This window comes from Streptomyces sp. NPDC046261 (assembly GCF_040646235.1).
In the GTDB taxonomy this organism is placed as follows: Bacteria; Actinomycetota; Actinomycetes; order Streptomycetales; family Streptomycetaceae; genus Streptomyces.
The window spans coordinates 272,431-297,101 of the sequence record NZ_JBEYZU010000003.1; the positions used below are offsets into that span (position 1 = coordinate 272,431).

The 24,671-nt window shown below is 72.7% G+C and carries 27 protein-coding genes; 18 read left to right on the plus strand and 9 right to left on the minus strand.

Translation table 11 applies throughout. The features are described 5' to 3' along the window. The first annotated feature begins 144 nt into the window (after positions 1-144). From ABZ956_RS08030 to ABZ956_RS08055, 6 genes are read left to right on the plus strand one after another with little or no spacing between them, the layout of a single operon-like run. Positions 145-1,167: an ABC transporter substrate-binding protein gene (locus ABZ956_RS08030; protein ID WP_361888631.1), complete on the plus strand. Its 1,023-nt coding sequence runs from the start codon at positions 145-147 to the stop codon at positions 1,165-1,167. After that, on the plus strand, positions 1,157-2,299 hold the full coding sequence (locus tag ABZ956_RS08035) for an iron ABC transporter permease (protein ID WP_361888634.1): 1,143 nt from the start codon (positions 1,157-1,159) through the stop codon (positions 2,297-2,299). Before ABZ956_RS08030 ends, ABZ956_RS08035 begins: the two co-directional genes overlap by 11 nt. Beyond that, complete coding sequence (locus ABZ956_RS08040; protein WP_361888637.1) at positions 2,296-3,093, plus strand: ABC transporter ATP-binding protein; 798 nt, start codon at positions 2,296-2,298, stop codon at positions 3,091-3,093. Before ABZ956_RS08035 ends, ABZ956_RS08040 begins: the two co-directional genes overlap by 4 nt. 51 nt (positions 3,094-3,144) lie before the next feature. Next, complete coding sequence (locus ABZ956_RS08045; protein ID WP_361888640.1) at positions 3,145-3,993, plus strand: DUF364 domain-containing protein; 849 nt, start codon at positions 3,145-3,147, stop codon at positions 3,991-3,993. Next, on the plus strand, positions 3,990-5,033 hold the full coding sequence (locus tag ABZ956_RS08050; protein WP_361888643.1) for a GHMP kinase: 1,044 nt from the start codon (positions 3,990-3,992) through the stop codon (positions 5,031-5,033). Before ABZ956_RS08045 ends, ABZ956_RS08050 begins: the two co-directional genes overlap by 4 nt. After that, positions 4,954-5,985 carry a pyridoxal-phosphate dependent enzyme gene (locus ABZ956_RS08055; RefSeq protein WP_361888646.1) on the plus strand — a complete coding sequence of 344 codons (1,032 nt, stop codon included), beginning with the start codon at positions 4,954-4,956 and terminating at the stop codon, positions 5,983-5,985. Before ABZ956_RS08050 ends, ABZ956_RS08055 begins: the two co-directional genes overlap by 80 nt. A 3-nt stretch (positions 5,986-5,988) precedes the next feature. Here ABZ956_RS08055 and ABZ956_RS08060 read toward each other — a convergent pair whose 3' ends face one another. After that, on the minus strand, positions 5,989-6,663 hold the full coding sequence (locus tag ABZ956_RS08060) for an alpha/beta hydrolase (RefSeq protein WP_361888649.1): 675 nt from the start codon (positions 6,661-6,663) through the stop codon (positions 5,989-5,991). Positions 6,664-6,890: 227 nt separating this feature from the next. On the opposite strand from ABZ956_RS08060, the gene ABZ956_RS08065 reads away from it, so the two are divergent. The 3 genes from ABZ956_RS08065 (at position 6,891) to ABZ956_RS08075 (ending at position 10,157) form a co-directional block, all read left to right on the plus strand. Beyond that, positions 6,891-7,310 carry a DUF2690 domain-containing protein gene (locus tag ABZ956_RS08065; protein WP_361888652.1) on the plus strand — a complete coding sequence of 140 codons (420 nt, stop codon included), beginning with the start codon at positions 6,891-6,893 and terminating at the stop codon, positions 7,308-7,310. Positions 7,311-7,414: 104 nt separating this feature from the next. Beyond that, positions 7,415-9,121 (plus strand): amidohydrolase, encoded by a 1,707-nt coding sequence (locus ABZ956_RS08070; RefSeq protein WP_361888655.1) that lies wholly within the window; start codon positions 7,415-7,417, stop codon positions 9,119-9,121. Between the two features lie 31 nt (positions 9,122-9,152). Beyond that, complete coding sequence (locus ABZ956_RS08075; RefSeq protein ID WP_361888658.1) at positions 9,153-10,157, plus strand: helix-turn-helix transcriptional regulator; 1,005 nt, start codon at positions 9,153-9,155, stop codon at positions 10,155-10,157. A 14-nt stretch (positions 10,158-10,171) separates the two neighbouring features. Here the strand turns inward: ABZ956_RS08075 and ABZ956_RS08080 are convergent, their stop codons facing one another. Beyond that, positions 10,172-11,254: a helix-turn-helix transcriptional regulator gene (locus ABZ956_RS08080; RefSeq protein ID WP_361888660.1), complete on the minus strand. Its 1,083-nt coding sequence runs from the start codon at positions 11,252-11,254 to the stop codon at positions 10,172-10,174. Positions 11,255-11,418: 164 nt separating this feature from the next. Here ABZ956_RS08080 and ABZ956_RS08085 point away from each other — a divergent pair, with 164 nt between their 5' ends. Continuing rightward, positions 11,419-12,156 (plus strand): 2OG-Fe dioxygenase family protein, encoded by a 738-nt coding sequence (locus tag ABZ956_RS08085; RefSeq protein WP_361888663.1) that lies wholly within the window; start codon positions 11,419-11,421, stop codon positions 12,154-12,156. An 84-nt stretch (positions 12,157-12,240) separates the two neighbouring features. Here the strand turns inward: ABZ956_RS08085 and ABZ956_RS08090 are convergent, their stop codons facing one another. Together ABZ956_RS08090 and ABZ956_RS08095 are read right to left on the minus strand one after the other, a co-directional pair. After that, a complete protein-coding gene (locus ABZ956_RS08090; protein WP_361888666.1) occupies positions 12,241-13,326 on the minus strand; it encodes an RICIN domain-containing protein in 1,086 nt (361 codons plus the stop codon). Positions 13,327-13,329: 3 nt separating this feature from the next. Continuing rightward, a complete protein-coding gene (locus ABZ956_RS08095; RefSeq protein WP_361889404.1) occupies positions 13,330-14,373 on the minus strand; it encodes an alpha/beta hydrolase-fold protein in 1,044 nt (347 codons plus the stop codon). Positions 14,374-14,671: 298 nt separating this feature from the next. On the opposite strand from ABZ956_RS08095, the gene ABZ956_RS08100 reads away from it, so the two are divergent. The 4 genes from ABZ956_RS08100 to ABZ956_RS08115 all read left to right on the plus strand — a co-directional run bounded on the left by ABZ956_RS08100 (position 14,672) and on the right by ABZ956_RS08115 (position 16,975). Beyond that, positions 14,672-15,277: a TetR/AcrR family transcriptional regulator gene (locus ABZ956_RS08100; RefSeq protein WP_361888669.1), complete on the plus strand. Its 606-nt coding sequence runs from the start codon at positions 14,672-14,674 to the stop codon at positions 15,275-15,277. A gap of 215 nt (positions 15,278-15,492) precedes the next feature. Beyond that, positions 15,493-16,068, plus strand: a complete 576-nt coding sequence (locus tag ABZ956_RS08105; protein WP_361888672.1) for a DUF6230 family protein — start codon at positions 15,493-15,495, stop codon at positions 16,066-16,068. After that, complete coding sequence (locus ABZ956_RS08110) at positions 16,059-16,442, plus strand: DUF6114 domain-containing protein (RefSeq protein WP_361888675.1); 384 nt, start codon at positions 16,059-16,061, stop codon at positions 16,440-16,442. Before ABZ956_RS08105 ends, ABZ956_RS08110 begins: the two co-directional genes overlap by 10 nt. Further along, positions 16,439-16,975 (plus strand): hypothetical protein, encoded by a 537-nt coding sequence (locus ABZ956_RS08115; protein WP_361888677.1) that lies wholly within the window; start codon positions 16,439-16,441, stop codon positions 16,973-16,975. The genes ABZ956_RS08110 and ABZ956_RS08115 overlap by 4 nt, the downstream gene beginning before the upstream one ends. Here ABZ956_RS08115 and uppS read toward each other — a convergent pair. Then, on the minus strand, positions 16,962-17,744 hold the full coding sequence (gene uppS, locus ABZ956_RS08120) for a polyprenyl diphosphate synthase (protein ID WP_361888680.1): 783 nt from the start codon (positions 17,742-17,744) through the stop codon (positions 16,962-16,964). The genes ABZ956_RS08115 and uppS overlap by 14 nt on opposite strands. Positions 17,745-17,927: 183 nt before the next feature. Here uppS and ABZ956_RS08125 point away from each other — a divergent pair, with 183 nt between their 5' ends. Further along, on the plus strand, positions 17,928-18,518 hold the full coding sequence (locus ABZ956_RS08125) for a phosphatase PAP2 family protein (RefSeq protein ID WP_361888683.1): 591 nt from the start codon (positions 17,928-17,930) through the stop codon (positions 18,516-18,518). Here ABZ956_RS08125 and ABZ956_RS08130 read toward each other — a convergent pair. Then, complete coding sequence (locus ABZ956_RS08130) at positions 18,505-19,860, minus strand: cytochrome P450 (protein ID WP_361888686.1); 1,356 nt, start codon at positions 19,858-19,860, stop codon at positions 18,505-18,507. The two genes, ABZ956_RS08125 and ABZ956_RS08130, sit on opposite strands and share 14 nt — an antisense overlap. A 54-nt stretch (positions 19,861-19,914) precedes the next feature. Here ABZ956_RS08130 and ABZ956_RS08135 point away from each other — a divergent pair, with 54 nt between their 5' ends. Further along, complete coding sequence (locus ABZ956_RS08135; RefSeq protein ID WP_361888689.1) at positions 19,915-21,426, plus strand: FAD-dependent oxidoreductase; 1,512 nt, start codon at positions 19,915-19,917, stop codon at positions 21,424-21,426. Then, entirely contained in the window at positions 21,423-21,926 is a 504-nt protein-coding gene (locus tag ABZ956_RS08140) for a nitroreductase family deazaflavin-dependent oxidoreductase (protein ID WP_361888692.1), read from the plus strand. The genes ABZ956_RS08135 and ABZ956_RS08140 overlap by 4 nt, the downstream gene beginning before the upstream one ends. Here the strand turns inward: ABZ956_RS08140 and ABZ956_RS08145 are convergent. From ABZ956_RS08145 to ABZ956_RS08155, 3 genes are all read right to left on the minus strand, one after another. After that, positions 21,915-22,409 carry a nucleoside deaminase gene (locus ABZ956_RS08145; protein ID WP_361888695.1) on the minus strand — a complete coding sequence of 165 codons (495 nt, stop codon included), beginning with the start codon at positions 22,407-22,409 and terminating at the stop codon, positions 21,915-21,917. The two genes, ABZ956_RS08140 and ABZ956_RS08145, sit on opposite strands and share 12 nt — an antisense overlap. Positions 22,410-22,496: 87 nt before the next feature. Further along, the gene (cynS, locus tag ABZ956_RS08150; RefSeq protein WP_361888698.1) at positions 22,497-22,967 is read right to left on the minus strand and encodes a cyanase; all 471 of its coding nucleotides are present in this window, start codon (positions 22,965-22,967) and stop codon (positions 22,497-22,499) included. 67 nt (positions 22,968-23,034) lie between these two features. Continuing rightward, entirely contained in the window at positions 23,035-23,634 is a 600-nt protein-coding gene (locus ABZ956_RS08155; RefSeq protein ID WP_361888701.1) for a carbonic anhydrase, read from the minus strand. Positions 23,635-23,759: 125 nt separating this feature from the next. Between ABZ956_RS08155 and cynR the strand changes: the two genes are divergently transcribed. After that, positions 23,760-24,665, plus strand: a complete 906-nt coding sequence (gene cynR, locus ABZ956_RS08160; protein ID WP_361888703.1) for a transcriptional regulator CynR — start codon at positions 23,760-23,762, stop codon at positions 24,663-24,665. Positions 24,666-24,671: the final 6 nt, after the last annotated feature.

Sequence of the window (24,671 nt, forward strand, 5' to 3'; positions counted from 1 at the left end):
TGGCGGCTCGGCGAACCGCACCCGGATTCGTTAATGAAAATGAATACCATTACAGTACCCTTCGAACGCGGCACTCCTTGCCCGGTGCACGACAACGCCCACGTCTGCCCCTCCCCGCACCCCGCCCCCAGACCGGAGAACCCCATGCGCCACCCAGCTCGCCTCGGCATCGCCCTGACCATCGCCCTCGCCACCGTGGGCTGCTCCACGGCGGCCGGCGACCGTGCCACGACGGACGCCAAGGCCACCGCCGAGGCGACATCCGTCACCAGCTGCGGCCGCCAGGTCTCCTTCGCCAAGCCCCCGCAGCGCACCGTCGCCCTGGACCAGACCTCGACCGAGACCCTGCTCGAACTCGGACTCCAGGACCGGATGGCGGGAACGGCCAACCTCAAGACGAAGATCCCGGCGCAGTACGAGGCCGCGTACGCCAAGGTCCCGGTCATCGCGCCCAAGATCGCCACCGGCGAGCAACTGCGCGCCGCCACCCCCGACTTCGTCGTCGCCGGCTCCGCGGACCTCTACACCAAGGACCGCGCCGGCACCCGTGAGGAGCTGGCCGCCCTCAAGGTCCCCACCTTCGTCAGCGCCGTGGACTGCCCGCAGCGCGACGCCGCCGGCAAGACCTCCTTCGAGCTGCTCTTCTCCGACTACGAGAACCTGGGCAAGGTGTTCGGCGTCCAGGAGCGGGCCGGCAAGCTCGCCGCAGGCCAGCGCGCCGCGGTCGCCAAGGCCGGGGAGACCGCCGCCAAGGTTCCCCAGGGCGCGGACCGGCCCACCGTCGTCTACCTCTACTCCGTCTTCAACGGCATGCCCTACGTGGCGGGCAAGACCGGCCTGCCCAGCGAGATGAGCCGGATCGTCGGCGCGAAGAACGCCTTCGACGACGTGAACGAGGACTGGCCGGAGGTCTCCTGGGAGGAGGTCGCCAAGCGTGACCCGGACTTCATCGTGATCGGCGACCTGTCCGAGCGCGGGCGGCCGGGTGACAGCGCCGCCGAGAAGCGCGCCACGATGACCGAGCACCCGGTGATCTCCAAGCTGGCCGCGGTCCGCGACAACAAGATCCTCGAGGTGCCGGGCATCGAGCTGGACCCCTCGGTCCGCTCCGTCCACGCCCTGGGGCTGCTGGCCAAGGGCATGAAGGACCTCGGCCATGCCCGCTGACACCGGCACCCGCAGGCATCCGGCGGACCTCCTGCTTCCGGCGGCCCGCGGGCGGGTGGTGACCGAGGGCTCCGCCGCCACCCGACCCCGGCCGCCCGGCCCCGCCGGGCACGCCGGCCGGTCCGCGGCGGCCCGCGTGTTCCTCTTCCTCCTCGCCGCGGCCGCCCTGGCGGGCTCGGTGGTGGCGGCCGTGCGCGTCGGCACCGCCGACGTGGGCTGGAGCGGCCTCGCCCGGGTCCTCGGCGCCCGTCTCGGCCTGGACGTGGAGCCGTTGCCCCCGCTGGTCGACTCCCTCATCTGGGACCTGCGGCTGCCGCGCGTCCTGATGGCCGCCCTCGTCGGCGCCTCCCTCGCCGTGTGCGGCGCGGTGCTCCAGGCGGTCACCCGCAACGCGCTCGCCGACCCCTATCTGCTCGGCGTCTCCTCGGGCGCGTCGACCGGAGCCGTCACCGTGGTCGTCCTTGGCGTGGGCGCGAGCGCGCTCGGGGTCACCGGCGGCGCGCTGGCCGGCGCCCTGCTCTCCTTCGGGCTGCTCCTGCTGCTGTTGCGGCGCACCGGGCTGGACTCGGTCCGCATCGTCCTCACCGGCGTGGTCGTCGGCCAGCTCTTCACCGCGACCACCTCGCTCGTCCTGATGGCCTCGGCGGACGCGGACACCACACGGGCCGTCACCCACTGGCTGCTGGGCTCGATGGCACCGGCCCGCTGGAACACCGTCGTGGTCTGCGCGATCGTCACCCCGCTGGGGCTGCTGATCGCATGGCTGTGCTCCAACGCCCTCGACGGGCTCGCGTTCGGCACCGACACCGCCGCCTCGCTCGGGATCGGCGTACGGCACACGCGCATGCTGCTGCTCGTGGTCACGGCCGCGCTGACCGCCGTGGCCGTGGCCACCGTCGGCGCCATCGGATTCGTCGGGCTCATCGTCCCCCACGGGGTGCGGTTCCTCGTCGGGCCGCTGCACCGGGTGCTGCTGCCCTACACGGCCCTCGCGGGCGCGGTGTTCCTGGTGTGGACGGACGCCCTGGCCCGGATCGCCTTCGCCCCCCGCGAGGTCCCCGTGGGCGTGCTCACCGCACTGCTCGGCGTGCCGCTCTTCCTCCTCGTCCTGCGCAAGAGAGGTGAACTGTGAGGATCACCGCCGAAGAGCTGAGCTGGTCGGTGGCGGGCACACCGGTCGTGCGCGACGTCAGCGCGGACATCGCCCCCGGCGAGACGGTCGGCCTGCTCGGCCCCAACGGCTCCGGCAAGTCCTCGCTGCTGCGCTGCCTGGCCGGACTGCGGGCCCCCGACGCGGGCACGGTCCGCTACGACGGCGAACCCGTACGGGACTGGAGCGCGCGCCGCGTCGCCCGCCATGTCGCCTTCGTCGAACAGGACTCGGGCGCGGACAGCGATCTGCGGGTCGCCGACGTCGTGGGCCTGGGCCGGACCCCGTTCCGCGACCGCTGGCGCGGACCGGACGCCACCGACCGGGCCGTGGTCGCCGCCGCGCTGGAGCGCGTCGGCCTCACCGCGCTCGCCGGCCGCTCCTGGAAGGCGCTGTCGGGCGGCGAACGGCAGCGCGCCCACATCGCCCGCGCGCTGGCCCAGCAGCCGTACGCGCTCCTGCTCGACGAACCCACCAACCATCTCGACGTCAAACACCAGTTGGAACTCATGGAGCTGCTGGCCGGGACCGACCAGACGGTCCTGGTCGCGCTGCACGACCTGTCGCTCGCCGCCCGGTACTGCGACCGGCTGCTGCTCCTGCACCACGGCCGCCTCATCGCCTCCGGCACCCCGGCCGCCGTCCTCACGCCCGAGCGGCTCGCCGAGGTCTTCGAGGTGGACGCCGACCTCACCACCGACCCCCTGGGACACCCCGTGGTCACCTACCGCGGGCCGCTCGACGCCCCGGCCCCGGCACCCCAGCCGTCCCTGTAAGTCCCCGTGCATCCCTGTTAATCCCTGTGAATCCCTGCGAAAAGGACACTCATGAACCAGACGTCCCCCGCCCCTTCTCTCGCGCCCACCGTCGACGCGCTCGTCGACGCCGTCCTCGCGGGTGAACACGGCCCGCTCCCCTCCGAACTCGTCGCCACCAGCGTGTTCTGGATCCACCACGGCACCCGCCTGGCCGGCGGCGACACCACCTACCTCAACCAGTACGTCCTGGTCCGCCTCGGCGGCTCCTTCGGCGGCTGCGCGTTCGAGGCCGGCGAGATCGACCCGTCGATCTGCCGCGAGCTCTCCGGCACCCCGCTCGACGTCCTGCTGCGCGAGGCCCCGCGCCCGCTGCGGATCGCCGCCCTCGACGCCTACCTCTCCGGCATACGCCCGCACCGCGTGGCCGCCGAGACGGGCGACGCCGAGCCCGTCACCCTCCCCACCGGCACCCCGGAGGTCCGCGCCGTGGCCCGCGACGCGGCCATCGCCGGCCTGCTGGACATCGAGGAGGGCGCCCAGGTCGGCCTCATCGGCGTCGTCAACCCGCTGGTCGCGGCCATCCGCGAGCGCGGCGGCCGGCCGCTGCCCTGCGACTTCAACCTCAAGACCACCCAGTGGGGCGACCCCGTCAGTGACGACATGCACGAGGTGCTCGAGCGCGCCGACGCCGTCGTCGCCACCGGAATGACCCTGAGCAACGGCTCGTTCGACACCATCCTGGAGCGCTGCCGGTCCCGGGGCATCCCGCTGATCGTCTACGCGCAGACCGGCAGCGCCGTCGCCCGCGCCTTCCTCGGCTCCGGTGTGACCGCCCTGTCCGCGGAACCGTTCCCCTTCTCCCAGTTCAGCGCCGAGGAGACGGTCCTGTACCGCTACCGGACGGTGGGCGGCGCGTGACCCCCGCCGCCCCCACGGCCGTACCCGGTGCCGGTGGCCTCCCCACCGGCACCGGGTACGCCCCCTGCCACCACGGCGAGATCCTCCAGGGCGTCTTCCTCGACGACGCCGGACGCCGGTGCGCGGGCCTGGTCACCCTCCCCATGGCCGGCCCCGGCAGCGACGCCGAGTTCGTCCGCCGGCCCGGCACGGCCCCCGAGGTGCTCACCGTCGTACCCGCCGGCCGTACGAAGGCCGCGCGGGCCGCGGCTCTCGCGGTGACGGAGTGCGCGCGGCGGGCCGGTCAGCCGCCCTGCGGCGGGGAGTTGCGGCTCACCGGTGACATTCCGGTGGGCCTGGGCATGGGCAGCTCCACCAGCGACGTGATCGCCACCGTGCGCGCGGTCGCGGACTCCTACGGGCTGCGGCTGACCCCCGGCACGGTCGCCCGGCTGGCCGTGCGCGCCGAGCTGGCCTGCGATCCGCTGATGCTCGACGGCCGCCCGGTGCTGTTCGCCCAGCGGGAGGGCCGGGTCCTGGAGGTCCTCGGCCCGGCCCTGCCGCCGCTGGTCGTGGTGGGCTGCGCCCTCGGCGGGGGCGCGCCCGTGGACACCCTGTCCCTGCCCGTGCACGAGCCCGGCGACAGCGACGTACGGGCCTGCGAACGGCTGCGCACGCGGCTGCGCCGGGCGATCGCCACCGGCGACGTACGGCTGCTCGGCCAGGTCGCCACCGCCAGCGCCCGGCGCGGCCAGCGGGCGCTCGGACACCCGGAGTTCGACGCGCTGACCCTCATCGCCCGGCGGGTCGGTGCCGCCGGCGTCCAGATCGCGCACAGCGGCGCGGTGGCGGGCGTGCTGTTCGACCCGGCCGCGCCGGGCCTGCGGCACCGCGTCCGCAGCTGCCTGCGCGCCCTGGACGCCCACGGCATCCCCGCCACCCGGACCTTCACGACCTTCACCACCACCAAGGGGATCCTGCATGGACCAGCACATCGCGGAGTCGATCGGCCGACCGGACCTGATACGCCTCGACGACCGGCTCGTCTGCCTGCGCTTTGAGACGATGAAGGTGGTCTCCGCCCTCGCCGCGGTACGCCACCTGCTGGACACCGGGGCGGTGCGCCGCGGGGACACCCTGCTGGACAGCTCCAGCGGCATCTACGCCTACGCCCTCGCCCTGGCCTGTCACCGGCACGGCATGCGCTGTCACATCGTCGGCTCGACGACGGTGGACCACACGCTGCGCACCCAGCTCGCCGTGCTCGGGGCGACGCTGGAGCAGATGGAACCGTGCAGCGACCTCAAACTCGACCAGAAGCGGCGCGTCGAGCGGATCCACGAGATCCTCGCCGAACACCCCGAGTACCACTGGATGCGCCAGTATCACGACGACATCCACTACCTCGGCTACCGCGCGATCGCCCACCGGATCCGTCAGGCGATCGGCGCGGACGGGCTCACCGTCGTCGGCGGCGTCGGCTCGGGGGCCTCCACCGGAGCCCTCGCCCGCTACCTGCGCGAGGACTCCGGTGGCGCTGTGCGCCCGGCGGACGTCGAACTCGTCGGCGTCCAGCCGTACGGCAGCGTCACCTTCGGCGCCGAACACGTCGCCGACCCCGAGATCATCATCGCCGGGATCGGCAGCTCCATCCCCTTCGGGAACGTCTCGCACGAGCTGTACGACACCCTGCACTGGATCTCGTTCGACGCGGCGCTGGCCGGCAGCGTCGACCTCCTGCGGCGGCACGCGGTCTTCGCGGGACTGTCGACCGGCGCCGGCTACCTCGCCGCCCGCCACGAACGCGAGCGCTCCCCGGGGCGGACGGTCCTCTTCATCGCCGCCGACACCGGCCACCGTTACGTCGACACCGTCTACGCCCGGCACCGCGAGGCCGCGCCGATCGCGGACCTCGCCCCGCGTGAGGTCGCCGACCAGAGCGGCCTTGCCCTGCCGTGGTCCAGGATGCGCTGGAACCGCGCCCCGGCGGCGGCCCCGGCCATGGCGCCGTGACCGTCAGCCCTGGGCGGCCGTCAGCAGGACCTTCAGCAGGTCGTCGGGGGCGTCGCGCATCACGTTGTGGCCGCTGACCAGCGCGTGTGTGCGCCAGGCGGGGTCGTCGCGCAGCCGTTCGTAGAGCCCGGTGAAGGGGGACCGCCCCTCCCAGCCGGTGGCGTAGACGTAGTCCCGGCTCCGGTACCGGTCGAGTCCGCCCTCCAGGCGGATCGACTGGAGGAGGGAGGCCAGGGGGTGCGGGGTGGTCCGGGGGTCGAAGAAGGGCAACGGCGCGCTGGTGTAGCCGGTCTCGCCCGCGCCGTCGAGATACCAGGCGCGCTCCTGGTCGGTGACCAGGGACCAGCAGGAGTCGCCGTGGGCGGGGACCATGGCGTCGACGTAGACCAGCCCGGCCACCCGCTCGGGGACGCGGTCGGCGGCGCCGGTGATCACCATGCCGCCGTAGCTGTGACCGACCAGCACGGCGTCGGTGATCTCCTCCTCCGTCAGGAGGTTCACCACGTCGTCGATGTGGGTGTCGAGGTTGACCGTGGAGGTGAGCAGGTGCTTGCGGTCCCCGACGCCGGTGAGGGTGAGGGGGTAGGCGTGGTGGCCGTGCGCCCGCAGCTGACGGGCCGTCGGTTCGAAGGTCCAAGCGCCGTGCCAGGCGCCCGGTATGAGGACGAAGGTGGTCATGGGTTGCTCCCTGGTGCTCAGTCGGTGACGGACAGGACGATCTTGCCGGTGTGCGGCGGCTGCCGGCGAGCGCGTGGGCCTTCGCCGCCCGCTCCAGCGGAAGCGCCGTGTCGATATCGGGGTCATCGGTCGAATGACGGATCCCGTCGGCGAGCGCCGCTTCATAAGATCGACTGAGGCAGTTGGCCGGAAATGACCCGATCTGTTGAGTCCAGGGGGCTTTACGCATGTTGATCAATAAGGTGCTCGGTACCGTCGTGGCGGGCGTCGCCCTGGCGGCGGTCCTGCCCATGGGGACCGCTCAGGCGGCCACGTGCAAGGGGCAGTCCTGCACGGGCCAGAACCCGAAGACGGCCGGGTGCGGCGAGGATGCCAAGGTCATCGACAGAGTGCGGCCGGGCGGTGGCGGGCCCGAGGTCGAGCTGCGGAGCTCGGCCACCTGTGGCGCGGCGTGGGCCCGTATCGAGAAGGCCGACCCCAGCTGGAAGTTCAAGATCGAGTACAAGGGCGGCAAGCCGCAGTTCGCGAACGCCTCGTACACCTTCGAGGCCTACACGCGCATGGTGTGGAACAGCTACTCCTACCGCGCCTGCGTGGAGATGTACGACGGTCAGGGCGGCAACTACACCTGCACCAAGTGGCACTGAACTGCCCGTAGCTGATCACCGGCCCCGCGTCCGCTGCCGGACGCGGGGCCGGTCCGCCGCACAACGCACAGCCGTTCACGGCATCCCGAGAGGAAGACAGCACCTTGCCCGTCACCCCGGCAGACCTCGTCCTCGTCAACGGCTCGGTCCTGACCGTCGACTCCCGCTTCACCGTCGCCTCCGCCCTGGCGGTCACCGACGGCCTCGTGAGCGCGGTCGGGGACCGGGCGGAGGTCATGGCACACGCCGGCCCGGCGACCCGCGTCGTCGACCTCAAGGGCGGCACCCTCCTGCCCGGCATCAACGACGCCCACCTGCACGGCTGCGCCTTCGGGATGACCAGGCCCCCGCTGTCCCTCGACGTCGCCCACCCCGCCGTCACCTCGCTGGCCGATGTGGCCGAGGCCGTGCGGAAGGCGGTCCGACAGGCCCCGGCAGGGGAGTGGATCACCGGGCACGGGTGGGACGCGGGGTACCTCCTCGACTGCGTCGTCGACCCCTCCCGGCAGCCCACCCGCCAGGACCTCGACGCCGTCAGCCCGGACCACCCCGTCCTGCTGTACTCCGCCACCGGCCACGCCACCTGGGTCAACTCCGCGGCGCTCGCCCGGGCCGGAGTGGACCGGGACACCCCCGCTCCGCCCGGGTCGGTCATCGTCACCGACGCGGCGGGAGAACCCACCGGCCTCCTCTACGAGGGCGCCCAGGACCTCGTCCACCGGGCCCTGCCGCCCGTCTCCCGGCAGGTGCGGGCCGACGCGATCAGGACCACCCTGCGCGCCCTGGCCCGGCTCGGCATCACCAGTTACACCGAGCCCGGCCTGGGACCCGGCGGAGAAGCCCTCATGCGCGGCGCCCTCGCCCACAGCACGCTCGACGTCTACCGGCGCCTGCTGGCCGACGGCGAACTGACCGCGCGCGTCAGCGTGCTGCTCCTGCCCACCGGCATGACGAGCACGGCCGAGGACTTCGTCCGGGCGCTGGCCGCCATGGACGAGCCCCCGTCCCCCGACCCCCGCCGTCTGAACATCGTCGGCGTCAAGCTGTTCGCCGACGGCATCCCGGTCAACAAGACGTCCTGGATGCACGAGCCGTACATCGGCGGCGGCTGCGGCTCCCTGTGCGTCGGCGGGGACACCGACGACGAACGCGTCGCCCAGATCGCGGAGATGATCCGGTACACGCACGCCGCCGGCTACCAGGCCGGCGTCCACGTCACCGGGGACCGGGCCATCGACACGGTCGTCGACGCCTTCGCCGCCGCGGCCGCCGCACACCCCCGGCCCGACGTCCGACACTACGTCATCCACGGCGACTTCCTCACCGCCCGCAGCATGCGCAAGCTGGCCCGGCACGGCTTCGGCGTCACCATGAACCCCACCATCAAGTGGACCGTCGCCGACCTCGAGGAGGAGTACGTCGGCCCGGAGCGGGCCGCGTACGAATGGCCCTACCGGGACGCGATCGACGCCGGCGTGACCGTCACCAGCGGCTCCGACGCGCCCGTCACCCTCCCCGACTGGCGGCAGGGCGTCTCCACGATGATGCTGCGCGAGTCGAAGGCCAGCGGCCGCGTCAGCGGCCCCGGCCAGCGCATCCGGCTCGCCGAGGCGCTCCGCACCTACACCGTCGACGCGGCCTGGCAGGACTTCGCCGAGGACTGGAAGGGCTCGCTGGAGGTGGGCAAGGTCGCCGACCTGTGCGTGCTCGCGGGAGACCTGCTGACCGCCGACCCGCACGACATCCCCGCCCTGCCCGTCGTGTTCACCGCCGTCGGCGGCGACGTCGTGCACGACGAACTCACCGTTTGACCCCCCGCCACCCGATGATCATGCTGAACGGATGACAGTGAAGCAGAGCACCACGGACGTGCTGGGCGCCGCCGTGCACGTCCGGGAGACCGCGCGCCGCGCCGCCCGTGGGACCGGTGGCGCGGACACCGTCCTCACGGCGCTGTCCGCGGTGATCGAGCACGACCACGCCTCGCTGTCCCGGTGGGACCCGCTGCGCCGCCGGCACCTGACCCTGGCCGGCAGCTACCCGGCCGGCGCCACCCGCTACATCGAGAACCGCCTGCACGAGGACCCCGGCTTCTCGCTCATCCGGCACTCGGCGGACACCACGCGCTGGTGGCACGACGTGCCCGCCCCGGTGCGGCGGACCTCCACGGGGTTCCACGAGTTCCTCGAGCCCCTGGGGGTGGAGGACGGAGTGGCCCAGTGCCTGTTCGCCGCGGACGGCAGATACGTGGGCATCCTCAACGTCAGCACCACCAGGTCCCGGTGCGACCAGCCGGCCGTCCGGGCCGTGATGACCTTGCTCGGCGAATGCCTCGCGGCCGTCGCCGACCCGCTGCTCGGGCCCCGTTCCTCCGGCGGACCCGCCGGCCCCGGCGACGCCGTGGGCAGTTCCTGCGCGGTGCTCGTGCCGGAGGACGAGGACGCCGCCCCGGTCGTGGTGAGCGGCGAGCCCCTGCCCGGGCTCACCGAGGCCGGCTCCCCGCTCGCCGCCCTGCTGCGGCGGGCGGCCGCCCGGCGGGCCGGGCCGGCCACCGTGCTGGTGCCGTACCGGCAGCGGACGCTCGAACTGCACCTGACCCGTCAGGCCGCCGGCACGGTCGTGGTGTGCCGTACGGTCGCCCGCCCCTCGGCCCTCTCCCCGCGCGAGCTGGAAGTACTGGCGGAACTCACCCAGGGCCGGACCAACCGCGAGATCGCCGACCGCCTCTTCCTCAGCCCCCGCACGGTCGCCACCCACATCGAGCACATTCTCGCCAAACTCGACGTCCCCAACCGTGCGGCCGCGGCGGGACGCGCCGTCGCCTGGGGCCTCGAGCCGGCGTCCTGACCGGGGCCACCGGATCACGAGGCCGTCGAAGAGGCAGGTCGCAGGCCGTCGGACCGGCCGACGCCGACCTCCTCGGAGGGTTCCTGACGGGGCAGCACCCCGTGCCGGTGCAGCAGATAGCCCGCGTGCAGCCGGTTCCGGGCCCCCAGCCGCGTCATGATCTCCGCGATGTGGCGCTGGCAGGTGCGCTGCGAGATGCCCAGGCGGCGGGCGATGGCCTTGTCCTCCTGGCCGTCCACCAGCAGCCGCGCGATGAGCTGCTTGAGGTCCTCGGAGACCGCCAGCACCTCGTCCCGCACATACTCGGTGGGAAACGGCGAGGCCCCCGTCCAGGCCCGCTCGAAGGCGTCCGCCACGAAGCCCACGACGTTCGGCTCCCGCACCACGACGGCGCCCGGCGAACCGTCCTTGAGGGGCAGCAACGCCGTGGCCCGGTCGAATATCAGGGCCCGCGTGAAGCCGTCGCCGACCGTACGGACCTCCGCCCCGAGCTTCGTGACGTACTCGACGTAGCCGACGGTGTGCCGGCTGAACCAGGCGGTGTGCTGGTAGAGGCAGCGCATCCGCAGCCCGCGCGCCAGGACCCGCTCCGTGCGGTCGAGCGACTCCCTGAGCGCCTCCGCGGGCAGCGCCCCGCCGGGCTGCGATACGAGGACCTCGCCGGTGGCCTCGCCCGACAGGGCCGCGACCGCCTCGCGGACGGTGTCCGGGCCGGTCAGCACCTCGACGCTGTGCCGGCGCAGCCGGTTCGTCACCCCCTGCTCGTACAGCGGCGCCAGCCGCGCCAACTCCTCCTGGATGTCGCCGATGGCCTGCCGCCGTTGTGCCAGATCCTCGAGCAGCGGGGTCAGCAGCAGCATCTCGGCGCTGTCCGGCGGTACCGCGGCGTAGGCGTCCGACTCACCCGGCGCGTGGCGCAACAGCCGCATCCGCAGGAGCCGTTCGACGGCCGCCCGCACCTCCTTCGGCGCCAGGCCCTGAGCGGCGCAGACGTCGCCCGGCCGGAATTCCAGCGTCCGGACGGCGTGGGCGTAGACACGGTGCTCGATGTCCCCCAGCCGGTCCGGTTCAATCTCCCGTGCGTCCCGTTTTGCCATGTTCGTTCATCCCCCCTACCTCCGCATGGCGAGGATACGACGCCCTGACCAGGGCCGTTCCTCCCGCCCGAGGATCATGATGGGCAACGTGCCACGGCGGGCGGTGGGCGGGGGCAACCCATGACCCGGGCCCGCTCCAGGACCTGTACGAAGGCAAGGACTTCATGACTTCAGCGCCCCTGCGCGCGGCGGATCGGCCCGCCGCGCTCCCCGAGCCGCCGTTCGCCCACTTCGGCCCCGACCTGCTGGCCGCGGCGCTCGGCGCGGTTCCCGCGGATCGCGTCGAGGAGTTCACCGCCTCCTGGGACGACCTGCCGCCCGACGCCTACCTGGGCACCGACACCCCCTACCGCTTCCGCCGCTACAGCTCCTTCCGGCTGCACGGCGACCGGCTGGAGCGGCTGCCGCACGCCGCGTTCTTCCAGGACAAGGCGGTGAACAAGGTCAACGGCGGCGTGGACCGCCTCTTCGCCCCGCTGTCCGACGCCGTGGCCGGCGGCCCCGCCCTGCGCGCGGTCGTCCGCACCCTCCAGGGCCGCCTTCCCGGCCCCTCCGCCGGCATCGACACCTGCGGCGTCCACCAGATCCGCGTGACCGCCACCGCCGACTCCGAGGGCCGCCCGGCCCCCGAGGGCGTCCACCAGGACGGCCACGCCTACGTCGCCCAGGTGCTGATCCGCCGCCAGGACGTACAGGGCGCCGAATCCTGCCTCTACGACCTCCAGGGACAGCCCGTGCACCGGGCGCTGCTCACCGACCCCTGGGAGACCATCGTCCTCGACGACCGCCGCGTCCTGCACGACGTCTCGGCGATCCGGCCCGCCGCCGGAGCCCGCAGCGGCATACGGGACATGCTCCTCGTGGACTTCTTCCCCGGCACTCCCGGGACGCCCGGGGCCTGACCTGGTGCACCGAGACGGCGCCGGTCCGGGCAGGCCGCCGCCCTGTCGCCCGGCCGGAGCCGGGCGGCAGGGCGACAGGTGGGATCAGGCGCAGGAGGTGAAGGTGGGGCTGGTGTTGGCGATGTAGAGGGTCGCGCCGCCGGTGGGGTCGTCCTTGAGGGGGACGGTGACGGTGTCCTCAGCGGTCCAGGGCAGTCCGCGCGCGTCGAACGTCCAGGTGCCGGTCACCTTCTTGGCCAGCACCGACAGGGTCACCCAGCCGTAGTGCGCGGCGGGGACGGGCACCGTGACCTGGTTGTTGACGCTCTCCGAGCCCGACCAGATCTGCTGGAGGCCGGTGGAGATCTCCGTGGAGACCTTCAGCGCCAGTTCCGACAGGCCGCCGCTCTGCAGGCCCGTCTTCATCTGGGTCGTGATGCTGCTCTGCCAGCCGGTCGTCTTGTTCACGGCGAAGACCTGGGAGATGGGGCCGCCGGTGTTGTTGAACCAGACGGACGAGGCGCAGACCTTCGGCAGGGGAGCCGCGGCGGCCTCGTTCTTCGTCGACCAGGTGCAGGTGGACGTGTTCTTCTGGCACTGCTTGGCGCCGTGGTCCACGGCCAGTTCCCGGGCCCCGGCCGCAGCGGTCCACTGCTGGTTGGCGCCGGCGTGGCAGTTGGACTTGCCCGTCCACGCGTCGTCGTACTGGGCGCCGGCGATGAGGTCGAGGCACGAGTTGTCGGACTCGTTGCGGATCATGAACACATCCTGGGCGGCCCCGGCGACCGGCTGGAAGTACCACTTCTGGGTCTTCTGGCCCTTGCAGGTCTGCTGGCGCAGGGCGGGCCAGCTGAGGTCGACGCACTTGCCCGTCGTGTTGTTCACGATGTTGAAGGACGAGTCCGAGGTGTCGATGTTCAGACGCCAGGACTGGTGGTAACCGGGCGCCGAGTTGGTGACGATGATGGCGCCGTCACCGCCCGAGCCGTTCTGCACGTCGAGCATGCGGCCGTTGCTCAGGGACTTGAAATTCACGCAATTCAGCGGCGAGCCGCAGTTCTCCGCCGCGTGCGCGGTGGCCGTCGTGGCCGGCGAGGCGGTGATTCCCAGGGCGACGCAGCAGGTGACCAGGAAAGCGGCGACCGCTCGTACCCAGGGAAGCGAGCGTCTCGGGGCCGGTAATGACGTCATAGGTCATGCCCTTTCCGGTATGCGGGAGGCGAAGGCCGCCTCCAGTCGCGGAACGAAGTCCACGAGGTCCTGCGCCCAGCAGCCGTAGCGATGGCCGCCCTTGCAGTCGGTGCCCCAGCCGGATCCATTGCCGTAGTTCACGTAATGGGAGGGGTATTTGAGCGCGTCCAGGCGTTCCTTGGCGTGCTGCGCCGCCGACTGGACCCAGAATTCCGGTTCGGCCGGGTTGCCGCCGCCGTCGCCCGTGTAGATCGAGACGCCCATGCCGGCCAGCGCGTCCATGTGCGCGACCGGGTCCGCGGCGTTCCAGCGCCAGTCGGCGTCGAACACCGGATAGGGCGTACCGAAGATCGCGTCACTGGACACGGTGGGCCCGAAATTGAGGCTGCAGTTGGGGCTGGACGTGCCGCAGAGCGGGGCACCGATGTTGGTCAGCGTGGCCACGACGGCGGCCCGCATGACGGCGTGGTTCCGCGAGAGTTCGTTGGCGCCGGAGAGCGAGGCGACCTCGCTGAACAGCGCGGGATGGCGCTGGGCGTAGTGCAGGGCGCCGAAGCCCCCCATCGACAGGCCGCCGACGGCCCGTCCCTGCTTGGACGCGACCGTGCGCAGGTTGGCGTCGATGAAGGGGATGACCTGCTTGATGTGGAAGTTCTCCCAGTTCTGCGCCCCGGCGGCGGTCTTCTGGTCGAGCCAGTTGGTGTACCAGCCCCTGCGGCCCCCGTCCGGGATGACCGTGATCATCGACTGGGCCGCGGTGAGGGCGGGGTAGGCCACGTACGGATTGCCCGGGTCGTCGGACGCGCCGTGCAGGAAGTAGAGCACCGGATAGCGCTTGGCGGGCTCGGCCGCGTAGTCGCGGGGGAGCAGGATCCGGATGCGGTGCGGACCGGATACCTCGTCCGTCTTCACGGTGATCACGAAATTCGTGGGGGTGCCGGTGGCGGCGCCGACCTGGGTCAGGCCGAATCCGTCGGTCATCGGCGGCGGGGCCGGATCGTCGGCCCGAGCGGACGGCGCGCCCAGCGTCAGCAGGGTGGCGGCCAGGGCGACGACCGCCGTCTTCGCGCGCAGGAGCCGGACGGCTGCCCGTCTCACGGTCCATCTCCGGTGTGGGAGCGGGACTTGAGGGGTAACGAGTGTGTGGCGTGATGGTTCGTCATGCCCAGCACCATAGCCAGCTCTAGAACAGTTTTCTATAAAATCCCTCCAGTTGTTCGCGGCCCGACCGGCTGGCCGGCGCCCGTCTGTCCTAGGCTGGCCGGCATGCCGAACGCAATCACCAAGGCGGTCGTGACGGCCCGCCCGGACCGGGCGCCGGTCATCGCGCCGAGGGGACCGCACGATGTCCCCTAAGCAGCAGCGCGGCGAGGCGACCGTCGAACAACTCCTGACCGCCGCGCTGCGGGTGTACGCCACGTCCGGCCAGCAGGGCTTCACCGTCAACGCGGTCACCTCGGCCAGCGGAGTGAGCCTCGGCAGCCTCTACCACCACTTCGGCAGCTTCGACGGCCTCGCCGCCGGTCTCTACATCCGGTGCCTGAAGCAGCTGTGCGACGAGATCTTCGCCTCGGTGGGCCGCACCCGCACCGCCCGCACCGGCCTGCGCGCGCTCGTCACGGCCTACCTGCGCTTCACGGTGGAGCGCCGGGACGTCGCCCTGTTCCTGCACGCCTCCGCCTACTCCGGCTATCTCGCCGCACACGCCGAGGAGATCCGCGCGGCCAAGGAGGCCAAGCTCGCGGCCATCACCGAGTGGCTGAAGCCGCGCATCGCGGCCGGCGAGATCGCGGACCTGCCCGCCCCCGTCCTCGAGGTGCTGGTCATGGGCCCGGTCGAGGAGACGGCCCGCCGCTGGCTCTCCAGTACCTACGACATCGATCTGAGAGAGGCCGAGCGCATCCTGCCCGACCGGATCTGGCGCTCTCTGCGACCCGACCCGGAACGGTAGGTAGGACGGGCGCCGCCGTACAGCTCCGGCCCTGCACCTGGTACGCCCCGGCCGGTTGCGTCCCCACCCCATGGGGCACGGTGGTGGGCGGGCGTCACTTCCGTGGGCGCGGCGGGTTGTCCGTGCGCTGCCCAGTGCTTCATACGGCCTCGGTGGCCCCCCGGGCGCCGTCGGGCCACCGCCACTTCTTCGCTCCGCCGGACGTTGGCCAGGGCGTGGAGGGGACGAGGAGGAAGAGCGGGCGCAGGGTCAGCCGTCGGCGGCTCGTCGCGGCGTCGCTCGCCGGTCTCGTGCTGGCCGGGGGGCTGCTGGTGGCCACCGCCAACGGTGTGCTGGCGGTATCCGCCGCGGGAAGCGGCGGTGCGTACAAGCTGACGGGCGAGCGGCTGGAGGGAGACGCCTTCAGACAGCGGACGGATGTGATCGTGGAGCGCGACGGCACCCGGCATCCGATCGCGGTGGTCAGTGCTGAACGGGCCCGGGTGAAGGGCCTGTGCGCCAGCCTGCTGGTGCCCACGCCCTTCGGCCCCGTGACGCTGCGCGGCAGCGCCGGCCGGACCCGGCCCGTCCTGGCCACCGGCATCGTGATCAACACCGACCGGGTCAAGGGCGCCGAGACTTCCTTCAGAGATCTGCGCGTCGGTCTGCTTCCTGAGGGCGGCGTCGGGGCGTCCACCGGTCACGCGGTGGTGGAGCGGCCGGAGTTCACCTCCTGGCTGGCGACGGCCGGTACCTTCCGGATGAGCGATGTGGACGTGAGCATCAAGGCGGGCCGGCACGAGTGCTTCTGACGCTTCTGGCGAAGGTGAGGTCGCGGCGGTTCGCGGCCTGGCGGCGGGAGCGGCCGGTGGGCGCCGCGGTGCTCGCGGTGCTGGGCGCCCTGGAGCTGCTGTGGCTGCCGTTCGCGGGCTTTCCCGCGGCCGTCGAGGTCGCCGGTGTCGTGGCCGGCGCCGGGCTGTCGACCAGCGTCCCGCTGCTCGTGACCGCGACGATGCTGCTCACCCATCCCCGCCTGCACACCCCGGTCGGGATCACCGTGCTGGCCCTGGCCCTGGTCGCCCTGGTCACCTGCAACGCGGGCGGGATGCTGATCGGCAGCCTGCTCGCGGGGGCGGGCGGCGTGTGGGGGTTCGCCTGGCTGCCGCCCGGGCGGGACGCCGGGTGAGGGCTGCGCGCCCGGTCCTGCGGATGCTGCTCGTATGCGCCGGAGCGTTGCTGGCCTGTACGGCGCTGAACGCCCGGGCGCTGCCGGTGTCCCCGGACCGGCCGCCGGCGCACCGCGCGAACGGCGGCCCCGACGGTTCCGGCGGTTTTGACGAAGCCCCGGTGACCCTCGTGGCGCGCACCGCCGCCATCGGGCCCGCGCGTTGCGTCCGCCGTGCAGGGCCCGGGCACCCGGTGCTGCGCTGCCGCCTGGAGCGCGTCACGTTCACCGGCGCCGTCGTGACCGTACGCACCGGGGACCACCCCACCACGGCGCGGATCGCGCACGCCGCTCTGGCCGGCGCCGTCGAGGTGGACCTCACCCGCTTCGACGGGAAGCTGGCCGGACTCCTGCCGGTGCGCGTCACCGCGGGCCTGCCCCTGCCCGTCGCCGCCGCTCCCGCGCTGGAGCTGACCGAAGTGACCCTGGCCGCGGACCGGGTCGTGGTCGCGCGGGGCCGGGTAGGCGACGCCCTGTTCCTCATCCGCTCGTGACGGCGCCGAAACGGCGCTTGCGCGTCATGAACGCCGTGACGAGAGCGCGCAGATGGTCCCCTGTGAAGTCCGGCCACAACGTGTCGACGAAGAAGAACTCCGCGTACGCGGCGCGCCACAGCATGAAGTTGGAGATGCGCTGCTCGCCCGAGGTGCGGATCAGCATGTCGATGTCGGGCAGGTCCGGCAGCGGCAGATGCCGGGAGAAGACCGATTCGTCGATGGCTTCCGGATCCAGCCGCCCGGTCACGGCGCGGCGAGCCAGCTCCGCGGCCGTTCGCGCGATCTCCTCGCGTCCGCCGTGGTTGAAGCAGAAGACCACCGTCATCGTCCGGCTCTGGCGCGTGCGCTCCTCGGCCTCGCGCAGCGCGTCGACGACCTCGGACGGCAGCCGGGCCTCCGATCCCTGCCACCAGAACCGTATGCCGCGGTCGACGTAGCCGCCGAAGAAGTCGTACGCGCCTTCCGCCAGTCGCATCAACGCGGTCACTTCGGCGTGCGGGCGGCTCCAGTTCTCGGTGGAGAAACAGAACAGCGACAGGTGCTCGATGCCCTCCTCCAGGGCACCGTCCAGCACCGACGACAGTGCCCGCATCCCGGCCTCATGCCCGCTCACCCGCGACAGTCCGCGCCGGGTGGCCCAACGGCCGTTGCCGTCCATGATGACGGCCACGTGCCGCGGCCGGGAGTCACCGGGGGCAGTCGGCAGTCGGAGGTCCGTTCCGTTCTCAGGCAGCCGGACGGCGCCGCGCAGCAGCCATCGGGCCATGGATATACGCCACTTCGACGTCCGGGCAGTCCGAGGCATACCGCCTCCTCACCTCGTGCCCTCCAAGCTGGGGAGAGTGTTGGCAGGAGGGCGGCCACCTACACCTCAAACCATTCGAAAGGGTGGAACGTCCGTGTCTGTGGGGCAGATAGGCTCATGCCCGACATGGTGACGAGGAACGGCATGGCCACGACGGGTGCGGCGGACCTGCTGGCCCGCCGCACCGCACGTTGCTTCTCCCCTCCCGTCCTCCCGGTGACCGCCGGCTGCGCCGTCAGCTGGCACGCCACCTGGCCGCGACCGGACGGGCTGGTATGGGGGCTGACCGCCGTGGTGTGCGGCGCAGTGGGCGTGCTCGTGATGGCCTTCGGCGTGCGGCGCGGCTGGTGGTCGGACCTGGACGTGAGCCGGCACGCCGAGCGTCCGCTGCCCCTGGCCTGCGCCTCGGCCGGGGCCGCGCTCGTGTGGCTGACGTGTCGTCATCTGGGCGCGCCGCACGAGCTGCTGGTGGCGGCGGCTCTCGCACCCGTCGGTGGTACGGCGTTCCTGCTGTGCACGCGCTTCGGGAAGGTCTCGCTCCATACGTGCGCGGCCGCCGGCAGCATCGCCCTGCTCGTCCTGAGCGTCGACCCGCTCTGCGCCCTCCTGGCTCCGGTGGCGGCGGTCGTCGGCTGGTCGCGGGTCCGGTTGGGGGCGCACACCCGGGCGCAGGTGTGGGCCGGCGGCCTGCTCGGCGCGTGCCTGACGGTGGCCGTGCTGTTCACCGCCCGGTGAGGCGCGGCTCGCACACCATCTCCACCGACCTGGGGGAGAGGAAGATGCGGGCGCGGGGATACGCCCGCACCCCGGGCACCGGCCGCAGCCGCCAGTGCGAGGCGATGGTGGCCACCACCGTCAGCATCTGATACATCGACAGCCGGTCGCCGATGCACTTGCGCGGCCCCGCACCGAAGGGGACGTAGGCGCACGGTGGCAGCCCGGCCCGCCTGCCCGGCAGCCAGCGGTCGGGGTCGAAGCGCAGAGGAGCGGCGTGGTGGCGGGGGTGGCGGTGCAGCGCGTACGTGCTGAAGACCAGCTCCGTACCGGCGGGCAGCAGACTGCCGCCCAGGTCGACGGCGTCGACGGTGCGGCGCGCGAGGAGCCACACCGGCGGATACAGCCGCAGCGTCTCCAGCAGCGTGCGGCGCGTGTACTCCAGTTGCGACAGATGTTCCGGGGCCACGGCCTGACCGGCCAGGACGGTGTCGAGCTCCTGGTGCAACCGCCGCTCGGCGCCGGGGTGGGCGGCCAGTTCGTGGAAGACCCAGGGCAGCACGTCACCGATGCCATGTGCGGCGGCGATGAGGTAGAAGACCATCTCCCGGCAGATCTGCTCGTCGCCCAAGTCGCTTCCGTCGTCCGCGTAACGGGCACGGGCCAGTGCCGACAGGACGTCGCCGTCGTCGCGCCCGGGGTCCGTACGGCGTTCGCGCAGCGCCGCACGGAGCGCGGTCCGCAGGCGGTCGCGCTCCCGCCGGAAGCCCCCCGTGCCGGGGACGGGCAGCGCATCGGTCCAGCGCGGGGCCACCGAGCGCCAGTAAAGGCCGCTGTTGAGGTGTGCCTGGACACCGGCCAGGGCCTTTGACACAGCGCCGGCCGACCCGCCGCAGAAGGCCCGCGCGTTGACCTCGTTCGACAGCGACAGCAGCTCCCGCTCCAGCCGCAACCGCCGCCCCGGCCACCAGCGGGCCAGCCGCTCGCGGGTCGCTCGGACCACCGCGTCGGTCTGCGCGGCGAGCCGGTGGGGATGGAAGGCCGGCTGGACGGCCCGGCGGTGGCGGCGGTGGGAGGCGAAGAGGGTCATGCCCTCGAAGCTCATGTCCATCACCAGACTGACGCCGATCTGCGGGCCGGCGCTGTCCGTCAGCCTGCCCTTGGCGACGTGCCGGGCCCCGGTGACCAGCACCTGGTGCAGCAGCGCGGGATCGGTGACCAGGTAGGAGGCGGTCGGGCCCGGGCGGAAGCGGACCAGGGGGCCCAGCTCGTTCATCGCGGCCATGAAGGCCGTGGGCCGGAACCACAAGTGGGCGCCGTGACCGATCAGCGGGAGCGCTCCGGGGACCGTCGGCACGTTCATCGACACCTCACCCAGCGGGAGTTCGGGGGTATCCGGCCGGGTACATACCTACCCATGGTGGCAGGCGGCGAAGTCGTGGTCGTGGGGTCCGGCTTCGGCGGTGCCGTGGCCGCGCTGCGGCTCGTCGAGAAGGGCTACCGGGTGACCGTCCTCGAGGCCGGGCGGCGCTTCGCCGACACCGACTTCGCCGACTCGCCCTGGCAGGCACACCGCATCCTGTGGGCGCCCCGGCTCGGGCTGACCGGCATCGTCCGCGTCCGGGTGCGCCGACACCTGCTGGCCCTGACGGGCATCGGCGTCGGCGGCGGTTCCCTGGCGTACGCCGGTGTGCTCCACCGGCCCACCGAGGACGCCTTCCGTCGCGCGGGGTGGGACCGGACCGTCGACTGGGCCGGTGAACTCGCCCCCTTCTACGCGCTGGCCGAGCGCATGCTGGGCACAGCCCAGGGGCCGCTGCCCGTCGGGCCGGATACGGGAGACGGTGTGCTGTGCCAGGTGGCCGCCGACCCCGGATCGGCAGGCGCCTCCTTCCGGTCCACCCGGGTCGGCGTGTACTTCGGCGCCCCCGGCCGTGCGGTCCCCGACCCGTACTTCGCCGGACGGGGCCCCGAGCGCACCGGCTGCACGGGGTGCGCGCGGTGCGTCCTGGGCTGCCGGGTGGGCGCGAAGAACACCCTCGTGAAGAACTACCTCCACCTGGCCGAGCAGCTGGGCGCCCGCATCCGGCCGCTGACCACGGTGACCGCCCTTACCCCCCGGCCCGGCGGCGGCTGGCACGTACGGACCGTACCCAGCGGCACGCTGGCACCGCGCCCGCGCGCCACCACCCTCCGCGCGGATCATGTCGTCCTGGCCGCGGGCGCCTGGGGCACCGTGGAGTTGCTGCACCGCTGCCGGGCCGCCGGTACGCTGCCGGGCCTGCCGGCCGCGCTCGGCAGCCGCACCCGCACCAACCGCGAGGTGCTCCTCGCCGTGTCGGCGCCCGGCTTCGACGTCGGGCCCGGCGTCGCCGTCAGCTCGGAGCTGTACGCCGACGGAGCCACGCTGGTGCAACTGTGCCGGGTCGGCGGCGGGTCCCATCCGCTGGCGGCCCTGCTGTGCCCGCTGCCCGGCGGCGGCGCCGGCGCGCTGCGGCGGTGGCCGCTGGGGCACTTCGGCAGGCGCACGGCGGTGCTGCTGGCCATGGAGGCACGGGAGTCGGCACTCACCAGCCGGCTCCGGCACGGGCACCTGGTCTTCACCCCGGACGAGGGACCGGGGGAGCCGGCCCGGCTGCCGGCCGCCGAGGCCGTGGCCCGCGACTTCGCGGGACGCATCGCGGGCAGTGCCTACGGCTGGTGGTGGAACACCCTTCTGGGGCTGCCGTTCACCGCCCACCTGCTCGGCGGCTGCCCGATCGGTACGGACCCGCGCACCAGCGTCGTCGACCCCGGCCACCGTGTGCACGGCCACCCCACGCTGCACATCGCCGACGCCTCGGTCGTCCCGGCCAACCTGGGCTGCAATCCGGCGCTCACCGTCACCGCCCTGGCCGAACGCGCCTTCTCCGCCTGGCCCGTCGCATGAGCGGCCGCACCCGGCGCGTCCACCCGGTCGTCGTCCGCGTGGGCACCACCCGGCTCTTCCTGTGGCTCGCACCGCACCTTCTGCCCCGCGTGGACCGGGCCGCGCACCGGCTGACCGGCGGGCGCTGGATCCCCAGCCGCCTCTTCCTGCCGAGCGTGCTGCTCACCACCACCGGCCACCGCAGCGGCCGCCCGCACATCACCCCGCTGTGTGCCTACCGCTACACCGACGGCAGCTGGCTCGTCGTCGCCACCAACTTCGGCCGTGCCCACCAACCGGACTGGAGCACCAACCTGCGGCACCGGCCGGAGGCCACGGTGACCTGTGGGGGCCGTACCCACCAGGTCATCGCCCACCGGCTGTCCCCCGCCGCACAACGTGCCGAGCGCGCCCGGATCCTGGCGATCCTGCCGTTGTACGACCACTATGCGGCGCGGGCGGGCGACCGGGGGATCCGGGTCTTCCATCTGGTGCCGAGGGGTGGCGGATCACCGGATTGACAGCGCAACCGTCCTTTCGCCGCCGTTGCGCCGCTGCCAGGTTCGGTAGACCTCGACCGCGGCGTCGCGCGCCTCGTAGCGCATGGGCAGGCGCCGCTCGGTGTAGTCCTTGGCGAATTCGGCGTAGAAGGTGTCGAGTTCGAAGTACTTGCGGTCGTCGACGTAGTGCGGCTCGTAGGCGTCGCGCGTGGTGAGGAAGACGACCTCGTCCGGCGAGCAGTAGTACAGGGACCCCAGGCACATCGGGCAGGGATGGGCCAGGACGTAGATGGTGGTGCCGGTCAGGTGCTCGGTGCCCAGCTTCACGCACGCCTCACGGATGGCGAGGATTTCCGCGTGCGCGGTCGGGTCGTTCGTCTGGGCGACCTTGTTCGGGCTCTCGGCCAGGATGTCGCCGTCCTTGACGATGACGGTCGCGAACGGCCGGCCGCCCTCTTCGACGTTGCGGCGGGCGATGTCGATGGTGCGCTGTGCGAAGTCCATGAGAATTCCTCGAGAGGTGGGTGGGCGGGGCCAGGGGCGGGCCGGCGTCGTCGCCGGCCCGCCCCGGGCGCAGGCGGATCGGGCGGATCAGAAGGGCTTGGTCGGCAGGTACTTGCCGTCCAGGGTGATGACCGCGCGCTCGCCGCCCTCGGGGTCGGCGACCTTCTTCACGTCCAGCTTGAAGTTGATCGCGGAGATGATGCCGTCGCCGAACTGCTCGTGGACCAGGGCCTTGAGAGTGGTGCCGTAGACCTGGAGCATCTCGTAGAAGCGGTAGATGGTCGGGTCGGTGGGGATGCCGCCGGGGATCGAACCGCGCGTCGGGATGGTCTGCAGCAGCAGCGCCGCGTCGTCGTCCAGGCCCAGGAGCTCGGCGACGGCCTTGGCCGAAGCCTCGGGCAGCGGGTGCTGGCCGAGGACCGCGGCGGTGGTGAAGGCGACCGACAGGCCGGAGGCGTCGGAGATCTGCTGCCAGGTCAGGTTCTTGCGGATCTTGGCCTCGACGGCGGTGTTGGCCAGGGCCTCGCGGGCGGTGGGGTCGAACTGCGCGTGCACCATGAGAAGGGTTCCTTTCGGATGGGCCGATCCCTCCGGAGGGGATGGGCGGGTTCTGGGGAGGTAGGGGTCAGGCGGCGAGGGTCGCAGGGTGGCCGGGGGCGTCGAGTTCCTCGACGGTGCCGCCGGGGATGTCGTAGACCCAGCCGCGCACGGTGAGCGTGCGGGCGGCCAGGGCGCGGGCCACCGAGGGGTGGGTGGCCAGGTTCGCCAGCTGGGCGGCCACGTTCTCGCGCACCAGGGCGTCCACCGTCCGCGCACCGGCCCCGGCGGCGCGGGCCCGGGCGGCGTCCGCGTGGCGCAGCCAGTCGGCGATCGCGGGAGCGGCGCTCAGGTCGTGGTTCTCGGCGAGCGCGGTCATCGCCCCGCAGGCGGAGTGCCCGCACACCACGATGTCGCGGACGCCCAGGACGGCGACGGCGTACTCGATGCTGGCCGCCACCCCGTCCGGGCCGGGGGAGTAGGCCGGGACGAGGTTGCCGGCGGTGCGGATGACGAAGAGATCACCCGGCTCGCTCTGGGTGATCAGCTCCGGCACCACACGGGCGTCCGAGCAGCTGATGAACAGCGTCGTCGGCCGGTGGGTCGCGGCCAGACGGGCGAAGAGCTCCGCCTTGGCCGGGTAGACGTCCCGCCGGAACCGCGAGACGCCCTCGGTGAGGTCTTGCATGGTCACTCCCTTCGGTGGCTTGCCGGCCCCGAGGGGCTGACGAGATCCACCATGCATGACCTGCACCTATAGCGTCCAAGACGCAATAACCATGACAGCTATCGATGACATCTATAGTCGAGGCTATGGCCCTGGAACTCCGTCACCTGCGCTATCTGCTCGCCGTCGCCGAGCACGCCAACTTCACCCGCGCCGCCGAAGACCTGCGCATCTCCCAGCCCACGCTCTCCCAGCAGATCAAACAGCTCGAGCGCACCGTCGGCGCCCAGCTCCTCGACCGCACCGGCCGCACCGTACGGCTCACCGACGCGGGCGAGACGTACGTGCACTACGCGCGCCGCGCCCTGCGCGACCTGGCGGCGGCCGAGCGCGCGGTGCTGGACGTGGCCGACCTCTCCCGCGGTCACCTGCGGCTGGCCGTCACCCCCACCTTCACCGCCTATCTCGTCGGCCCTCTCACCGCCGAACTCCACGCCCGCCACCCGGGCATCACCCTGGACGTCAAGGAGATGACCCAGGACCGCATCGAATCCGGGCTCCTGGCCGACGAGGTCGACCTCGGCATCGCCTTCCACGGCCCCCACCTGCCCGGCATCACCGCGACCGCCCTCTTCACCGAGACCCTCAGCCTCGTCACCGGCGCCCACCGGGCCGGTGCGGCCCGCAAGGAGCCGCTGCCCGTGCGCGACCTCGCCGACCGGCACCTCGCGCTGCTCAGCGGGGACTTCGCCACCCGCGGGCACATCAACGCCTACTTCGCCGCCCACCAGGTACGGCCGCACATCTCGGTGGAGGCCAACTCGATCCAGGCCCTCACCGAGATCGTCCGGCGCACCCCGCTGGCCACCGTGCTGCCCGACGCCATCACCCACGACCACCCGCACCTGACCCCGGTGCCCCTGGAGCCGGCCCTGCCGGCCCGGGCCGTCACCCTCCTATGGCGTGAGGCGGCCTACCGCAGCGCCGCCGCCCGGGCCTTCACCCGAATCACCCGGGAATTCGTGCGCGGCCGTGGCTTCACCCCCGTCTGACGGGCG

Excerpts from the sequence above, each read along its gene's own strand:
- ABZ956_RS08030 (WP_361888631.1), top strand. The coding sequence starts at position 145 with ATGCGCCACCCAGCTCGCCTCGGCATCGCCCTGACCATCGCCCTCGCC.
- ABZ956_RS08035 (WP_361888634.1), top strand. The coding sequence starts at position 1,157 with ATGCCCGCTGACACCGGCACCCGCAGGCATCCGGCGGACCTCCTGCTT.
- ABZ956_RS08045 (WP_361888640.1), top strand. The coding sequence starts at position 3,145 with ATGAACCAGACGTCCCCCGCCCCTTCTCTCGCGCCCACCGTCGACGCG.
- ABZ956_RS08055 (WP_361888646.1), top strand. The coding sequence starts at position 4,954 with ATGGACCAGCACATCGCGGAGTCGATCGGCCGACCGGACCTGATACGC.
- ABZ956_RS08060 (WP_361888649.1), bottom strand. The coding sequence starts at position 6,663 with ATGACCACCTTCGTCCTCATACCGGGCGCCTGGCACGGCGCTTGGACC.
- ABZ956_RS08065 (WP_361888652.1), top strand. The coding sequence starts at position 6,891 with ATGTTGATCAATAAGGTGCTCGGTACCGTCGTGGCGGGCGTCGCCCTG.
- ABZ956_RS08075 (WP_361888658.1), top strand. The coding sequence starts at position 9,153 with ATGACAGTGAAGCAGAGCACCACGGACGTGCTGGGCGCCGCCGTGCAC.
- ABZ956_RS08080 (WP_361888660.1), bottom strand. The coding sequence starts at position 11,254 with ATGGCAAAACGGGACGCACGGGAGATTGAACCGGACCGGCTGGGGGAC.
- ABZ956_RS08085 (WP_361888663.1), top strand. The coding sequence starts at position 11,419 with ATGACTTCAGCGCCCCTGCGCGCGGCGGATCGGCCCGCCGCGCTCCCC.
- ABZ956_RS08090 (WP_361888666.1), bottom strand. The coding sequence starts at position 13,326 with ATGACGTCATTACCGGCCCCGAGACGCTCGCTTCCCTGGGTACGAGCG.
- ABZ956_RS08100 (WP_361888669.1), top strand. The coding sequence starts at position 14,672 with ATGTCCCCTAAGCAGCAGCGCGGCGAGGCGACCGTCGAACAACTCCTG.
- uppS (WP_361888680.1), bottom strand. The coding sequence starts at position 17,744 with ATGGCCCGATGGCTGCTGCGCGGCGCCGTCCGGCTGCCTGAGAACGGA.
- ABZ956_RS08125 (WP_361888683.1), top strand. The coding sequence starts at position 17,928 with ATGGCCACGACGGGTGCGGCGGACCTGCTGGCCCGCCGCACCGCACGT.
- ABZ956_RS08130 (WP_361888686.1), bottom strand. The coding sequence starts at position 19,860 with ATGAACGTGCCGACGGTCCCCGGAGCGCTCCCGCTGATCGGTCACGGC.
- ABZ956_RS08135 (WP_361888689.1), top strand. The coding sequence starts at position 19,915 with ATGGTGGCAGGCGGCGAAGTCGTGGTCGTGGGGTCCGGCTTCGGCGGT.
- ABZ956_RS08140 (WP_361888692.1), top strand. The coding sequence starts at position 21,423 with ATGAGCGGCCGCACCCGGCGCGTCCACCCGGTCGTCGTCCGCGTGGGC.
- ABZ956_RS08145 (WP_361888695.1), bottom strand. The coding sequence starts at position 22,409 with ATGGACTTCGCACAGCGCACCATCGACATCGCCCGCCGCAACGTCGAA.
- cynS (WP_361888698.1), bottom strand. The coding sequence starts at position 22,967 with ATGGTGCACGCGCAGTTCGACCCCACCGCCCGCGAGGCCCTGGCCAAC.
- ABZ956_RS08155 (WP_361888701.1), bottom strand. The coding sequence starts at position 23,634 with ATGCAAGACCTCACCGAGGGCGTCTCGCGGTTCCGGCGGGACGTCTAC.
- cynR (WP_361888703.1), top strand. The coding sequence starts at position 23,760 with ATGGCCCTGGAACTCCGTCACCTGCGCTATCTGCTCGCCGTCGCCGAG.